This window comes from Ignavibacteria bacterium (assembly GCA_016707005.1).
GTDB lineage: Bacteria > Bacteroidota > Ignavibacteria > Kapaibacteriales > Kapaibacteriaceae > UBA10438.
In genome coordinates this window covers 1,244,724-1,260,816 of record JADJIQ010000005.1, presented here as the reverse complement: position 1 = coordinate 1,260,816, position 16,093 = coordinate 1,244,724, and the positions used below count along the sequence as shown (strand labels likewise).

At 53.1% G+C, this 16,093-nt stretch carries 12 protein-coding genes; 4 read left to right on the top strand and 8 right to left on the bottom strand.

The features are described 5' to 3' along the window. From IPI29_13725 to IPI29_13715, 3 genes are all read right to left on the bottom strand, one after another. Window positions 1-642, bottom strand: a complete 642-nt coding sequence (locus tag IPI29_13725; protein MBK7413608.1) for an ABC transporter permease — start codon at window positions 640-642, stop codon at window positions 1-3. Between the two features lie 217 nt (window positions 643-859). Beyond that, window positions 860-1,573: a hypothetical protein gene (locus IPI29_13720; protein ID MBK7413607.1), complete on the bottom strand. Its 714-nt coding sequence runs from the start codon at window positions 1,571-1,573 to the stop codon at window positions 860-862. Between the two features lie 180 nt (window positions 1,574-1,753). Then, the gene (locus tag IPI29_13715) at window positions 1,754-3,139 is read right to left on the bottom strand and encodes a DUF2252 domain-containing protein (GenBank protein MBK7413606.1); all 1,386 of its coding nucleotides are present in this window, start codon (window positions 3,137-3,139) and stop codon (window positions 1,754-1,756) included. A 163-nt stretch (window positions 3,140-3,302) separates the two neighbouring features. Between IPI29_13715 and IPI29_13710 the strand changes: the two genes are divergently transcribed. Then, window positions 3,303-6,659 (top strand): S8 family serine peptidase, encoded by a 3,357-nt coding sequence (locus IPI29_13710; protein ID MBK7413605.1) that lies wholly within the window; start codon window positions 3,303-3,305, stop codon window positions 6,657-6,659. A 73-nt stretch (window positions 6,660-6,732) separates the two neighbouring features. Here IPI29_13710 and IPI29_13705 read toward each other — a convergent pair whose 3' ends face one another. Next, a complete protein-coding gene (locus IPI29_13705) occupies window positions 6,733-7,431 on the bottom strand; it encodes a hypothetical protein (protein MBK7413604.1) in 699 nt (232 codons plus the stop codon). Continuing rightward, window positions 7,431-7,913 carry a hypothetical protein gene (locus IPI29_13700; protein MBK7413603.1) on the bottom strand — a complete coding sequence of 161 codons (483 nt, stop codon included), beginning with the start codon at window positions 7,911-7,913 and terminating at the stop codon, window positions 7,431-7,433. The genes IPI29_13705 and IPI29_13700 overlap by 1 nt, the downstream gene beginning before the upstream one ends. An 88-nt stretch (window positions 7,914-8,001) precedes the next feature. On the opposite strand from IPI29_13700, the gene IPI29_13695 reads away from it, so the two are divergent. After that, a complete protein-coding gene (locus tag IPI29_13695) occupies window positions 8,002-9,252 on the top strand; it encodes a carboxylate-amine ligase (GenBank protein MBK7413602.1) in 1,251 nt (416 codons plus the stop codon). A 293-nt stretch (window positions 9,253-9,545) separates the two neighbouring features. Here IPI29_13695 and IPI29_13690 read toward each other — a convergent pair whose 3' ends face one another. From IPI29_13690 to IPI29_13680, 3 genes are all read right to left on the bottom strand, one after another. Next, window positions 9,546-11,564: a hypothetical protein gene (locus IPI29_13690; protein ID MBK7413601.1), complete on the bottom strand. Its 2,019-nt coding sequence runs from the start codon at window positions 11,562-11,564 to the stop codon at window positions 9,546-9,548. After that, window positions 11,557-12,084, bottom strand: a complete 528-nt coding sequence (locus IPI29_13685; protein MBK7413600.1) for an RNA polymerase sigma factor — start codon at window positions 12,082-12,084, stop codon at window positions 11,557-11,559. The genes IPI29_13690 and IPI29_13685 overlap by 8 nt, the downstream gene beginning before the upstream one ends. Before the next feature lie 79 nt (window positions 12,085-12,163). Then, on the bottom strand, window positions 12,164-13,795 hold the full coding sequence (locus tag IPI29_13680; protein ID MBK7413599.1) for a tetratricopeptide repeat protein: 1,632 nt from the start codon (window positions 13,793-13,795) through the stop codon (window positions 12,164-12,166). Between the two features lie 37 nt (window positions 13,796-13,832). Here IPI29_13680 and IPI29_13675 point away from each other — a divergent pair, with 37 nt between their 5' ends. Beyond that, the gene (locus tag IPI29_13675) at window positions 13,833-15,320 is read left to right on the top strand and encodes a peptidase S10 (GenBank protein ID MBK7413598.1); all 1,488 of its coding nucleotides are present in this window, start codon (window positions 13,833-13,835) and stop codon (window positions 15,318-15,320) included. Then, window positions 15,295-16,032, top strand: coding sequence for a hypothetical protein (locus IPI29_13670; GenBank protein MBK7413597.1), 738 nt, complete (start codon window positions 15,295-15,297; stop codon window positions 16,030-16,032). Before IPI29_13675 ends, IPI29_13670 begins: the two co-directional genes overlap by 26 nt. Window positions 16,033-16,093: the final 61 nt, after the last annotated feature.

Here is a 16,093-nt window from a genome sequence, read left to right as displayed (position 1 = left end):
TTACAACACTACGCCAAACAGTGCATCGATCACGAGGATACCGGCTGCGGAGATCGTGAATGCACGTACAGTGGCCTTGCCAACACCTTCAGCACCACCCTCGGTACTGAAGCCAACGTGACAGCCGATGAGCGCTGTGAACCCACCGAACACGAGAGACTTGAAGAGTCCGCGTACAACCTCTCCAATGTTGAAGAAGTTCTTCACGGAAACGAAGAACGTGGCGGCACTGAAGTCGAACAAGAAACTCGTTAACACGAAGGCGCCAAAGAGTGCAACCGCACTAGAGAACACGGCCAAGACCGGCATCATCGTAATTGCCGCCATTACACGTGGCATGCCTAGATAGCGATCTTTATCAATGGCCATCATATCCAGAGCATCGATCTGTTCAGAGACCTTCATTGTGCCGATCTGTGCGGCGATAGCGCCCCCTACTCGACCTGCGATAACAAGTGCTGTAAGAACAGGAGTGAGCTCTGTGAACACCACGGTTGCGATGGACCCCCCGATGAACGGGCGCGCAATGCCGATGAGATTGAACTTGGCAAAGAGGTTCGTTGCTTGGAGCGCGGCGATCGCTCCGGTAAATGACCCAACCAGGATCACCAGCGGCAGAGAATCGGAACCCACGATCTTCATCTGCTCAAGAACGAGTCCGCGGTCTTTGAAGATGCGTGGGATATATCGAATGATGCCGAGGACAAGCAGAACGATCTGCCCGATCTCGGCAAGGATACCCATGGTGATGCGGCCAACACTGGCCAGGAACGTCGAGAACATAGTGCAATCTACGACGATGCCCGTCGCCACAAACGTGACGACGGGCATTGATCGTCGATCCTATGACTTTTTGAGATCAGCCGCGACCACCGCCGGTACCTGTACCGGTGCTGTCACCGCGATCACCACGTCCGCCGCCCGGAGGAGGGGGAGGAGGAGGAGGAGTGCCGCCACCCTTGCGGGATGCAAGTAGACGCTCAAGCTTCACAAGCTGCTCTTCTGTGAGGATCTTCTTCACACCGTCGATGAAGGCTTCATCGCAGTTCTTCATTGCTGCACGAGCTTCTTCGCGACCAGGGAGTGCCTTGAGGGCTTCACGAACACGTTGGTTGATTGCACGGAGTTGTGTGCGTGCTTCCTCGCGCGTCAGAGTTCCTTCTTTGACTTGAGCTTTGATCGCTTCGGCTTCTGCACGTGCTGCGGAGATGATCTCTTTTTCAGCTGCGCGGAGTTCCGCAAGTGCTGCTGAAACACAATCATGGTGGGCGGCTTGAAGCTCCTTGACAGCTGCTTGTTGCTCTTCCGTAAGGTTGAGACGACGAAGCATGTCAAGGAAAGGATTACGAACTGGCTTGCCCTTGTTCGGGTCAGGACGCTCGGACATCATCACTTCCATCGTAGCATCATTGATCTCGGCCGGAGAGGCGTTGAGGTCGAACGATGTTGATGTTGCTGTCATGCCCATTGGATCTTCTGGTGTTACACCATTCTCACTACAGGCCGTAAGACCGAAGGAGAGAGCCGCAAACGCCGTAACGGCAAGTGCCGTCCAAACATTCTGCTTTTTCATAGTACACTCCACTGAAAAATGATAAGAATTCTTTTTGGCCTGTTTGTTGGAGGCCTACGACCTCCGGAACCTTCTGCACGTTTAATCGTCGCCCATTATTCCCTTAGCAACTGCCTTTCCGTGCTTTGGGAGGAAAAACCCTGATGCAGGGGTAGGGTTACAAAGATCCTCACTTTTTTCTCAAAGATTGAACTGCTGGCCGATGCTCGCGCTTGAATCCGTCCGGAGACGGCCGGTTCTGATGGCCTTCTTGAACGAGGCATAGTCACGCTCGACCTGGTCGGCATAGGCCAAGGAATACGTAACCATCCCATCATCCAGGCGCTCACTCTTCCCTACATACCCGGCGATCATTGCGGCATCTCCCCCCTTGGCATGCGCCCGAGCAAGGGCCCAGCCGCAGAGTCCGGCATATGCTACAAGGGTCCTTTTCTTCATTGTCTCCAGCTCTGCCGATACCTTTTGGTCGCGCAGTTGGCGAACATAATAGTCCTTGCCCTTCCCACCCGAGGTCCATCCGATGAAGATATCTGTGGCAGCCTGCATCAATCGCTGACCATTCACGATCCGCTCGCCTTGGTGAGCGTATTTGCTCTTCCCGTGTGGCTTTTCTAGGACAGAGCGGCGTGCTTCCTTGATCTGGAGGAAAAGTGGATCATCATTATCAGCCAGCAGAAGCGTGACCAAACAACGCGTACCAACACTCCCGACCCCAACGACTTTGATCACGGAATCCACGGGTTGATATCTGTCGAACAATGCACGACGGTCTGAGACCAATGAGGCCCGATAGGTCTTAATGATGTTCTCTCTCATCTCCTCCAAGTTCTCCATTTGGTCTTGGAAGTGGTAGATAAGGGGCGGATCGTCAATGATCTGTGGCGTTCCATCAATGATCTTCGTGAGTTTCGGAAAAACGCTTTCAGAGGTACGGGAACGCGCCTCCTCCCTTTTCTTGCCAACACGCGTCGTCATGTCCTTGTCGCCCTTCACGGTGGCGAGGATATCCTCGATCGTAATGCGGGCATACCAAGTGTCAAGGACCTTACTGTTCGCGTATTCGTCAATTCGTTCTCTGTACGCACGCACGCATTTGCGCACCGCTTCCTGTCCGGTTGCATCCCCAAAATCTAGGTAGCGTGCCGCAACAACCAGGCTTGCCACCAGTCTCTTTACGTCCCATTCCCACGGTGCAGGGAACGTTTCGTCGAAGTCATTGATATCGAACGCAAGGGAGCGTTCCGGAGTGGCGAAACCGCCGAAGTTGCTGAGGTGACAGTCGCCGCAGGCCTGAGTAATGATGCCGGGGGTTGGGGCATCAAAGAGGTCGCGAGCTTGGATGATCGCAGTTCCTCGAAAGAAATGAAGTGGCGATTCAGCCATTCGCCCATACCGTACAGGAATGAGCGCCTTGATTCGGTCGTGGTTGGACTCCTCAAGAAGGTGAATCACATCATGTTTCGCTGTTCTAGCCTTCCATTTCCCATGATCGACCCTACTGCAGGTATCGCGCAGGAGCTTTCCCTGCTCTCTACGTTCCGAGCGGGTGGTTTTTGTGAATTTCATCGGATCCTCATCATAACGGTGCGACACACTATCCAAACAAGACTACGGCCGAAGCGAGTTTCTGGCAATGACCGAAATCATCCTCAGGAAAAACTGGGGTTTTCAGTAACATGCAGGTTACCCAAATGCTCTTGCAGAGATCACAGACATATCAAATTGAGCCATGAGAATTGCACTCCTTTTATTGATCGCTGTTGTAGCGACAACCGTGAACCTTTCAGCCGGGCTTTTGCCGGGACAGGATGCATACGTGGTGCGGCGTGCACCGGTCTCCTTGCCCAACGGTGTTGAACGGTCCGTTTCGAACACGGTCATCCGACGCACAACTCCCGGCAGCTACGTGCCCGGGATCGTTGTAGTCAAGACCCGGGCTGCACACGGCGTTGCAAAAAGTCAATCAACGATCCCCGGCAGTACGGTCAACCGTTCGCTTGAGGTGCTCAATGTGGCAGATGTGAATTCGGCATATCCACGTGTCAATGATGGAAATCTGGCGCGGGAGATCGGTCTCGACCGCGTGTATCTCATTCGCTACACAGATGCCATAGACCCGTTCGATGCATGCGCACGGCTTATGGACGACCCGGAGGTAGAATACGCCATCCCGATGTATACACACAAGCTCTTCTATGCCCCGAATGACACGCGCTACAGCCAGCAGCCGTGGATGGGCTCAATGAAGGTGGACAAGGCCTGGGACGTAACGAAGGGTGCTGCCACGGTTATCATCGCGATCATTGACTCGGGAACGGACTGGCAGCACGAAGATCTCTCCGGAAACATCTGGATGAATCCTAAGGAGATCGCGAACAACGGCATTGACGATGACTCCAATGGATTCATCGACGATGTTCGAGGGTGGGATTTTGTAGGGAACATCTCCGTAGCTGATGCCCAAAATGGCATCGTCCGTCCAGACAATGACCCACGCGTTAACGGAACGATCACGGACAATACTGCCCACGGTACTGTTGTAGGGGGCTGTTCGGGTGCTGTGACAAACAATGCTAAGGGCGTTGCAAGTCCCGGCTTCAATTGTAAGATCATCCCTATCAAATGTGGTTCGGATAATGCCAACTTTGGCGGCATCCTTCAGGGATATCCGGCAATTGCGTATGCAGCAGACCTCGGCGCGCATATCATCAATTGTTCATGGGGTGGTTCGGGTATCGACCCCGGCGCACAGGACGTTATTGACTATGCAACCGCAAAGGGATCCTTGGTTGTTGCAGCATCTGGCAATGACGGTCTCAACAATGAGACGTATCTGCAATCGCCTGCCAGCCTTGACGGGGTCTTCGCTGTTGGTTCCTGTTCTGTATCAGATCGCGTGTCCAATTTCTCCAACTATGGACGGAATGTGGATGTGTATGCTCCGGGAGAGAACATCCTCAGCACGTATCCGAACAATCAGTATCGCGGACTCACCGGCACATCATTCTCTAGCCCCCTTACATCTGGCGTTGCAGCGCTTGTGAAAGCCGTGCATTCCGATTGGACGCCGGAGATGATCGCTGCACAGATCCGTGGCACAGTTGATCCGCTCATTGGTGTAACCATCGACACTCGTCCTATGTATTGGGGCAGAGTGAATGCTGAACGTGCGGTGAAGGTCAACACATCGTTCACAAGCGGTGAGCGTATGCCTGGTCTAATGATGAAGGGTCTTAGCATTGGTGGGTCTGGATCCGGGAAGATCACTTCCTATGCACGCACCACGGTGAACTTCACGATCAAGAACGTCTTGGCCGATGCAGCATCGGTCACTGTTGTTCCTCGCTTGAATGATCCAAGAGTGAAGTACTTCGGCACGGCGTCGATCTCCCTCGGTGCAATTGCACGCAATGGCGAAGTCAGTGGCTCGTTCGACGTACAGTTGGATCCATCTTATCCTTGGTATCAGTCCAACATCGAGGTTGGCTTGACGATGACCAGCGGATCGTACATCAACTACGAACCAGTGATGATCCCGGTTGATCTTCCAACAACAAACGACTTCTCCGCTCTCGTTCAGATCCCATCTTCAAGTTGGGATCAGTTTGATTACACATCAGATGGAACGCTGTTTGCAACCGGCTCATTGTACGGTCAACGCGCTATCCTCATTGGCACGCAGTCCGGTGGCGGTGGCTACCAAGCTACTCCGTTTGTAGCCACAGCACTCGAAGCCGTTAGTACGAGTACCGTCTTTATCGGCGGTTCATCAAGCAATGTCCCAACAATATCTCGCTCAACAACGAGCGGATCTTCTTGGAGTGGCATCAACGTCAGTGCTTCAATGGCCTCGGTAGAGGGCATTCGCATGTTTGACGCTCAGAATGGCCTCGCAGTCGGCAATCCGGTCGGCGGGAAATTCGGCGTCGTGAAAACGACGAATAATGGTGGTACGTGGACCGCCGTTGGCACGGCTCCACTGTCCAATGGCAGTGAACGCATCAATCGAGGTGCCGTCTACTTCAGAGGTGATGCTGTGTGGTTTGGCACATCGACCGGAAGAGTGATCTCTTCGTTAAACAAGGGAACTACGTGGTCACAAGGAACGATCGGCGCATCTGGTTCCGTCATTGTTTCTGTTGCCTTCAGAGACAGCTCCAACGGCATCGTCCTTTATCGTACCGGCATTGCAAATGATGCCCCTTTCAGAGTTGCTTCTACATCGAATGGTGGTGCAAACTGGAAACAAGGCGCTGCGAACCTCGCCCTTGGCATCACGCCTGTTCGTGTGGATGCCGGCAATGATCACCATCTGTTGATCGGATCGAATGGCGAGGTGTTTGGTTCTGACAACAACGGTGCAGACTGGCAGCCAGTACTGAGCCAGGCTGCTGGCACGGTACTCATGTCAAAGGCCATCATGCTGGATAGACCGTCGGTATTCCTGAGCGGCGAGTTCATCTCGTTGCTCCAATATCGGTACTCAGGCCCGAACGGTTCTAAACTTCCCGAGTTCACCTCATCGCAGGTTGGTTTTGGAACCATGGAGCCAGGCCAATCGCGTAACCGCACTGCAACAATTCGCAATGTTGGCACCAGTGACGTGCTCGTTTCTCAGTATGAGATCATCCATGAAGGATCAACACCAGCCCCCTCCTTTTCGATCACTGCTACACCCAAGACCACGATTCCAGCGGGAGGCAGTGTTAGTGTGCCGATGCGTTGTACAGCCTCTGATACAGGACTTTACACAGGGAAACTTCGCGTGACATCAGACGGCACTCCGTCCGTTATCGAACTTCCGCTGTTTGCGCAGGTATCACCCTCTACCTCCGTACAAGAGGATATGGCTGCTATCGGTCCGGTGAATGTGTGGCCCAACCCGGCAAGCAATGACCTATCGATCAGAGGATACGTCCCGATGCAAGCAACGTTGGTCTCTTCAAACGGCACGATCCTCTATCGCGGACAGCTGGAACCGGGCACCACATCTCTTGATGTTAGGGGGCTTGCCTCGGGTACGTATCACCTGCTTCTCATTCACGGACTTGGTGTTCGTACGTTGCCGATCGTTATCGCGAGATAACTGTATACTGCTAGCAAAAAAGAAAAAAGCCCGAGGTTCTCACCTCGGGCTTTTTTTTCATTTTGTCATTCGATCACATGAAGCTCGATTTGGCTCCGGCATCATCAACGTCATCATACGACGATGAACTCGATGCAAAGCCGAGGCGCTTGCGACGGCGGTTCTTCATCCACACATAGAGGATGAACAACACGCCCCCTATCAGCAAGAGTGTGAAGAACAATGTTCCCCACTGGAAGGTACCGGGATAGATGGCCGTTGTTCCGTCTGGGTTCACTGCGGTGTACGGACGGGAGTAATAATAGGCCGGATGGAACGGCATGCTCCAGTACCATGGGATGGAGCCCATCATGTAGCCCATCATGAATCCGTCACCCATTCCGCCGTAGCGGTTCACCGTGTAATTCGTAGTACCGGCTGCGCCGGGCACGGCCTGACGTGTGGTTGCGCGCGGTGTACCATAGCGACTTGTATAATCGCTTGAAGACCCCATGCGAGAGCCGCCGAAGGAATTCCGCTGTGTAGGAGCATTGCCGTATCGGCCTGACGAGCCACTTCCGGAACGTGGAGCAGTGGAAGGTCGGGACGGTGCTGAACGGCGAGATCCGCCAAACGATCCTCCGCCACGGGGACTGGAGAAACTCCGGCCTCCACCTCGGCTACCGCCAAAGGAACCACCTCCTCGGCGTTGGGCCAAGGAGTCGAGTGGCAAGACCATCGTGAACATGGCCACTACAAGGGCAATGATGGCAAGGGTACGACGTGGTTTCATTAGAAAAGTCCTTCTGTGGTGAGATCACCATTGTCTTCGCGGTAGACGATCTCCGCCTTGAATTCAGGATGGTCGGGGATCTCTTTTTGACCGCCAAAAAACGCCCGTAAGCCCCCTCCTTGAGGGATACTCGGCGCCTTGATGTGCACATAGACGCTTACCACCCCAAATTGTTCTTCGTTATTCCGAAGAATGGTGGTCTGCGCTAGGTCGCCTTCGCTGATCACAGTAAACAGAGACAACGCTCGCGCCTCTTCATCGGTGAATCCCGGCGGTTCCGTGCGGACATTCTCAAGGTAGTCCACAAAGACGTTCTTTGTGTACGGCTTTTCGTCCGTGCCGATGTACATAATGATGGCGTCAAACGCTCCATTTTCATCGAGGTTGAGGAAGATCTCCTTCACCCCGTCGAGCTGTTCGCCGTTATAGTAGATCGCCGTCTTTTCGAGGCGACCATTGCCTTCGATGCTGAATTCTGCCATAGACAATATTACAACGAAACAGCGGCGTAGAGGTTGCACTGCGGAGGCCGTCTCCCTATCTTGGCAACACACGTACCACGAGGCTAGCATGGCTGTTGAAGACGGCGGAGTCAACTTCGATCCTGCCAATCCCTACGAACGTCCGAGCTTCACGCTTGGCATCGAAGAAGAGTACATGGTACTCGACCCCACAACGTACGACCTCAAATCCCATGTGAATCTTGAGCTCCTGAGTAAGGGGCGGGTGTTGCTCCATGAACACATCAAGCCCGAGATGCATGGCTCGATGTTGGAGATCGGCACGGGTATCTGCAACAACACCACCGAAGCAAAGTTTGAGGTAACGAAGATCCGCTCCATTGTTGCGCATCTTGCGCAGCAGAACGGTCTCCGTATCGGCGCTGCGAGTACGCACCCGTTCGCACGTTGGCAGGACCAAGAGATCTACCCTGACGAGCGGTACAAGGTGATGGTAGAGGACATGCAGATGCTAGCCAGGTCGCTTCTGATCTTCGGCATGCACATCCACATTGGCATCGCCAATCGTGAGACGCAGATCCAGCTCATGAATGAGATGCGCTACTTCATGCCGCACGTTCTTGCCATCTCCAGCAATTCTCCATTCTGGATGGGGATGAACAGCGGACTCAAGAGTTATCGTTCAAAGGTGTTCGAACGATTCCCACGCACCGCACTCCCTGATTCGTTTACCAGCTGGAGAGAATACGAGAGTTATGTGCAGTTGTTGATTCAGACCGGTTCCATCGACAACGCAAAGAAGATCTGGTGGGACATCCGTCCGCACCCACACTTCCCAACACTTGAAGTTCGTATTTGCGATCTCCCGATGCGCGTAGAAGAAACCATTGCCATAGCTGCGTTGTGTCAGGCCATTGCAGCAAAACTCTTCTCCCTCTACGAAAAGAACCTCTCCTTCCGTTCCTATCGCAGAAGTCTCCTCATGGAGAACAAGTGGCGAGCAGTGCGATATGGCTTAGATGGAAAACTCATCGACTTCGGACGTCAGCGCGAGATGCCTGCTCGCGAACTCATTCTTGAGCTCCTCGCCTTTGTAGACGATGTGGTTGACGACCTCGGATCTCGCAAGGACCTCGAATACGTCTATCACATCCTCGAGAACGGTTCCGGTGCCGACCGCCAGCTCCGCGTCTTCAACGAGACCGGCAGCATGGAAGAAGTGGCCAAGTACATCCACAACGAAACGATGTCGGGCCTGTTCTCAGACATCACGCCCTTCATGGATGAATTCAAAGCCCCTTCACAAGACCTCATCAATGAGAAGATGAGCTCGTTGAGAAGCGAGAATAGTCCAGAGTAGGGAGACAAGGCGAAGGGGCGAAGGGGCGAAAGGGCGAAAAGGCACGTCATCCCGAGCGGAGCATGCCCTGCCGAAGGGAGGGTCGAGGGACAAGGCGCTGTTCGCTAACGAGGTCCCTCGTCACTCCGCTCCTCGGGATGACGCTGCCGCCGCTCATTATCTATTGCTAGAAAGGCGAGCACCATCCTAGATGGTGCTCGCCTTTCTTTTGCAAACTCATTGCACTGATAGCGTCATCCCGAGGAGCGTAGCGACGAGGGACCTAGACCGGATGACGTGATTCTCAGACATTCCTACTGAGTAGCTAGAAGCACTCTCGACGTTCGCGTACCCTCTGCGCATGAAACAACAACGGTGTATGCTCCTTGCGGAATGTTCTGTCCGGCTAGTTGGATGGGGATCTGGTTTGCCCCCTTCACCAATGATATTTGCGAACGCTCTATAACGGTACGACCATCATCACTAATGAGTTTGACAGTGGCTGTTGTAGCAAGGGAACATTGCAGGAAGACGGTGAACGATTCGCGTGCAGGGATCGGGCCAACGCCATCAATTCGAAGCGTGGTGTCGCCGATTGAGCAAAGGCCGAAGGCCGATGGTCTGTCGAGGAGGGAGCAGAGTTCGGCGGCGGAGAGCTTATCCTCAATCGAACGCATGACAGCCTCATATTCGGGCTTGAGAAATGTTGCAAGTTCCTCTGGTAGCGAATCTGTTACTTCCTTCGTTGGAAGGTACCAGTATACGTGGGTGAGTCTTCGTGGGCTCGTTGCAAAACGGATAGACGTAACCCATGGAGTCGAAACCCGAATCGGGATAAGGAGACGAGTGACCGGAACACTGACTCCGTTCTCCACTACCCAATAGTATGCTAGTGAGTCCAACGGAATCCCTCGGTTGCCGAGAGTAATCGCCACTTTTTCAGCCAACTCTGAAGCATGCGGGAAGTCCGCATACCAACCCGTCTTGGTGCCAGAGACAATTCGATAAGCTATTGAGGTGCTGCGGGTTTTCTCTGCGGACACACCATTGACGCCTTCAGCTTCTGCTGTTGCGAGGGTTGCGATTGGGTACCAACGCTGAATAGCAGTACTTCTCTCTACACCGTCTTTAGAAAGGTAGATCACTCCATTGCGATAGTGAAACTGCGTGAAGGGAGATGAGTTTGCATGATCTTTTATGGTTTCGAATCTTCTGTAGCTTGTAAGCATTGTGTCGAGCGTAGCGCCTGCCGAGTGATGAAACACAGTTACGGAGTCTCTCGCTATGCCAAATCTCACAAGTTGGTCGTCGGTCAATTCCACAAATGGTTGACCTACCACACCCTCCACCTTTATGAGGTTTGCTTCAGGGCGTGGCGTTGCCTTCGGATGCACATAGGGCTTGGGCACTTTTGGTTGAAATGTATCGTAGCAAAAACGAATCGCATCGAGGAACCTAGCCGGCATTCTTGCAATGAACCTGTTTGTTGGCATATACAGAATTGCCACACGCTGCCGAGCTTGTCGATTGTGGACTTGGACGATTATTGGCTTTCGATCGCGAGGTAGAATGTTGTTGGGTACATGGGCTTCATATTCCAGCGAGTCAACAGATACAGAGTTCATGAGCTCAAGAATCTCTGTCATTATCTCTTCATCCCTCGTTCTCTTGTCAAGAATCGCCTGTTGAATGTACCTAACATACGCGAGGCGATTATTACTGTCAATCGATTGAACCCAAAAGGGCACCAGATGATCGAGCCTTGTTCCGTCGAAGCTCGTTGGGACAATATGATCTACTCCCGTTGGCGTAGCTGAACAACGCCAATGAAACAGCGCACTCGAATCACGTAACGTGGCGGGTTCCAAACCGAGCTTCTTTGCAATCGAGGTATCATCAACAACGAGCGATTGCATTGTTACATAGACGGTATCATTGTTCCGACTGATCCCCAACTTTGCCAACTCCTGATCACTCAGATTGAGTACCAGGATAGAATTCGGATCAAGAGCATCAAGACTTTCGTCATTTAAAGAGCGAGCTGAGTCGGACGTCGTAACACCTGCAGCTGGAAGTTGCTGGTCAGCTCCCAGACCAACAGCACCACTCATCAAGTGCAGTGTGTGCACTGCATCTTGATTGTGATCGTGCATTTCCCGGTTCATCCACACCCCAACACCAATCACTGCGACTACTCCGAGTGCAGCCAACCACCAAGTGACGGTTGATCGGTGTGTGGGAAGCCCCGTGATCATTTCGTCTGAGATGAGTTCGGGATTAACGGCTGAGTTGCTTAGGGATTGAAGTGCAGAGTTAAGTCGTTCATTAGACATGGGGGGTCTCCTCGGTGACCATTGGTTTTTCCTGAAGCAAGGCAATGAGCTTGTCTCGACCGCGTTTGACTCGCATCTTCACCGCAGATAGTCCGATGTTGAGCTCCTTTGCGATGTCCGCCAAGGGCCAGCCTTCAACCTCGGCCAGGACGAATGGGATCCGCTCTGCATCAGGTAGCATGGCGATCGCATCACGAACAATGCGCATGTCTGCTGCAACCTCCGGCGACAGTGCATCCGGAGCAACCAGACTATCCATCTCTGATATCTCGAACCGCTCTGCATGTCGTTTTCCTCGACGATGCATTCGCAGCATTGAGGATATGAGATAGGATTTTAGTGAGGGGGCATCCCCTATCCTGCCCCATGCCCGCAAGGCAGAAACGAGTGCATTGTGCAACAGATCAGCAGCATTGTCGCGATCCCGTTCAACGAACAACGCAAATCGCTCCACCTCACGCCGAACGGCGCGGTAGGCTTCGAGGAACTGATCGTTGTTGCTCACACCATACCAATGCACGTTTGCTTCCGATGGTCACAAAGTCATTTCGTCATTTCGTCATTTCTTCCGAGGTCCCTCGACTACGCTCGGGATGACATCACTGCATCCAATACGTTCTCATACGCCCCTTACCCTTTACGTCGATCTCACCACGTTCAATGAAGATGAACGATGTATCGGGGAGATGTTGGAGTCGGTCAACCACGTCTTGTGAGACATGGATCTTGCCGGGCTCGCCAGTGCTTTCCATTCTGCTGGCAACGTTGACGGTGTCGCCCCAGACATCGTATTGGAGTCGCTCTGTACCCAGTACTCCGGCAACCACGGGTCCTACGTGGAGTCCGATGCGCAATTGGACGGGTGTTCCGCTAGGTGTTCCGTCCGGCCACAAGAAGATGCTGGAGCGGATATCCTTGGCAACGGCGGCGAGCGGCGACAGTTGGACTGGTGCAAAGGCCATATAGCTATCGCCTATGGTCTTGATTTTGGTTACGCCATGCTGCGCGCAGATCTCATCACATCGCGAGAAGATCTCGCCAAGTGTGGCTACGACGTCGGAAGCCGGAGTAGCGGAAGAGAGGGTCGTGAACCCTGCGATATCGAAGAACATCACACCTGCTTCATTAATATGATCGTTCACGATCTCGCCATTGATCACGCGATCGGCGATCGAACGCGGAAGAGCTGAGTACAGGACGGATCGCTCGCGTTCTCGCTCTCGTGCGATCACATCGAGCTCACGCTGCCTGTCTTGGAGTGACATCTTCCGCGCTGTTTCCGCCCCCTTGATCTCTTCGTTGATCTTCACATACGCATCGTTATGCTCGATATAGGCATCGAAGTCGTTGCGCTTCTTGGCGAGATCACGGAGCTGAATGTGTACGCGCGCCTCATGCGCGCGCATACCTAACGACTCTGCAAGATCTAGCATCTTTCTGAACGACAGCATTGCTTCTTCGAAATCTCCTGACAGCTCGCGCAGCGCAGCGACCGACTGATAATAGGTGAATCGCACCTCAGGATCTCCCACCGTCTTCACTTCAACACGATGGAGAACAGACTCTGCCTCTTGAGGTCTACCAAGTGTGATAAGTGTATTCGAAAGATTCACATCGATCATGGCAATTCTCGCAACGTCTCCTTGTTCTACGAAGAGATCCCTCGCCACGCATAGTTCGTCGTGAGCGCCCTCAACGTCACCGAGGTATAACAACGCAGAACTAATGTTTAACCTCGTACCGGCCATACTCGTTGCGTCTCCGGCCTCTGTGCTAAGAGCCAATGCGCGGTAGAAGACCTCTAGTGCCTTCTGGTGTTCTCCAGTTCCATTGAGGACATGACCTATACCTGTTAGTGTAAGAGCCATGGAGTGCTTCTCACCAACACGTTCAAAGTAGTCGAGCGCAGAACGAAACACCATCAGTGCTGACGGATAGTCTCCCACCATTGTATGGATCTTTCCCACCATACTGCTGGAACGGGCAACGCCGAGATCGTCACCAACACTCTGAAACAGCTCTATGGACTGACGTAGGTGTGCGAGTGCATCCGGGTAGGAACCACGCTCACTGTGTATCACACCACGAGCATAGGCGGCAAAGGCTCGAGACTCCTGCGTCTGCAATGCCTCAGCCTTATCTGCATAGGCAAAGGCCTCATCATGGCGTCCAGCACGGAGAAGCGCGTGCATTTTACTCTGCATTTCCGAGAGAGAATTCGTCGTGTCCATGCTGTAACTTACGCTCTTCACACTTCATCTATGGCCCATGAAACTCCTCGTCGTCTTCCTGACTCTCGGCATAGTTTGTTCCACCGTATACGCCGCTGATTCTGCCGCCGCCAAGGCAGCCTTGTTCCAAACACCGGTCACCACGAAGCATAGCGTTTCGATCAACGGGGCTCAGGTGTCGTATGAAGCCACTGCCGGACATCTCACCTTGCTTAAGGAGGATGGCTCACCACGCGCGAAGGTGTTCTTCATCGCTTACACCAAGACCGGGGTTTCCGATCCGGCTACACGTCCGGTGACCATCTCGTTCAATGGTGGTCCCGGTTCTTCGAGCGTGTGGCTGCACCTGGGTGTCCTAGGGCCACGTAGAGTTGCGATGAATGACGACGGGACCACACTGCCCCCTCCCTACAAACTCGTCGATAACGATCAGTCGTGGCTGGACATGACAGATCTCGTCTTCATAGACCCTGTGAGCACTGGCTATTCACGGGCCAACGAGGAGAAGGATGCCAAACAGTTTCACGGATACAATCAAGACATAGAGTCGGTGGGTGAGTTCATCCGCAGATGGATCTCCGACAACAAACGTTGGGCATCTCCGAAGTACCTGATCGGCGAGTCGTACGGAACGACACGTGCTAGTGGACTCTCCGAACATCTCCAACACCGCTATGGGATGTATCTCAATGGTGTGATCCTCGTGAGTGCCGTGCTCAACTTCCAATCGATCGACTTCAAGGACGGCAACGACCTGCCGTTTGCTACATTTCTCCCAACATATGCCGCAACTGCATGGTATCACAAGAAACTCAGTGCAGACATGCAAGCCTTGCCACTCGAACAGGTCGTTGAGCAGGCCCGCACGTTTGCCATGGGCGACTATACTGTTGCACTCATGAAGGGCAACGCTCTTAGTGCAAGTGAGCGTACAGCGGTGATCGACCGCATCGCTCGTTACACCGGACTCACACGCGAATACATCGACAAGGCGGAACTTCGTCCAGTGATCTTCCGCTATTGCCAAGAACTACTGGCCGACTCAGCACTTGTTATTGGCCGGTTCGACAGTCGGTACAAAGGAACAGTTTCCGACAGGCTCGGCAACTCCATGGAACGCGATCCCAGTCACCACCCTACCATTGCCGGCTGTTTCTCAACGTGCATCAACGACTATCTCTCTCGTGAACTCAACGTCTCCACAACACTTCCATATGAAGTTCTCACAGGCCGTGTGTGGCCGTGGGATTTCTCAAATGTTCAAAACGAGTATCTCAATGTTGCCCCTAGTCTGAGGGAGGCAATGCAAATGAATCCGTCACTTCGAGTGTGGGTTCTCAATGGATATTATGATCTTGCAACTCCGTTCTATGGTACTGAATACACGTTTAGTCATATGGGGCTCCCTGGTTCGTTACAGAAGAACATTGGCATGACGTATTACCCTGCCGGACATATGATGTATCTGCTGAAGCCTTCACTCATCCAAATGAAAACTGATGCAAAGAGATTCTATGCTCAATAAGATCTGCATTCTCTGCGTGGCACTACTTGTGGGCTGCGCATCTGGTCACGTAGGTCCACGCGTAGGTGCGGATCTTCCGGTAAGTGGCATTGGGGCAACCGGCAACGTGACGTCAACATCCAGCCAAGTGGGTTTTGTTGGCGGTCTATCGTTTGAAGGAATGTTCACTCGAACGTGGGGTCTGCGAGTTGACCCACAGATCCGGACCGTAGGCGGCGATGTTGGCTTTGCCGGGTCTGCCGCATCGGGCGATGGCATCATCAGTGCAACTGGGGTTATGACAACGGATGCTACGTTCCTTGATCTTCCCATCATGGCTATGTTCAGCCCGACAGATTCAGGATCAACAATTCATCCGTTCTTCTGCTTTGGGGCGATGCTCTCATCTACAACATCAACAACGATCGGGGCTTCCGGTACGCAGACGTATAGTGAGGGCGGACAATCTGCTTCTGCGCCATTCTCTTCTCAGGATTCAGACACCGGCCTAGGCGGACCATTCTTGTCGGTACTCTTTTCAGGTGGGATTCGATATCCAGTCTCTCAATCATGGGAGTTTCGCGTGGAGGCCCGACTCCAACAATTGATTACAGAAGCAGATATTGCATCATACACGTTGTACACCTCTGGCTACCGGTCCGTTGCCAGTGTGACGATGTCTGCACCAACTACGTCCGTAGGTGTTACACTGGGTATGATGCTACGCCTCTAGGCTTGTTCAAGCGCCTTTTTAAGCGCCTTTTTAAGCGCCTTTTTAAGCGCCTTTTTAAGCG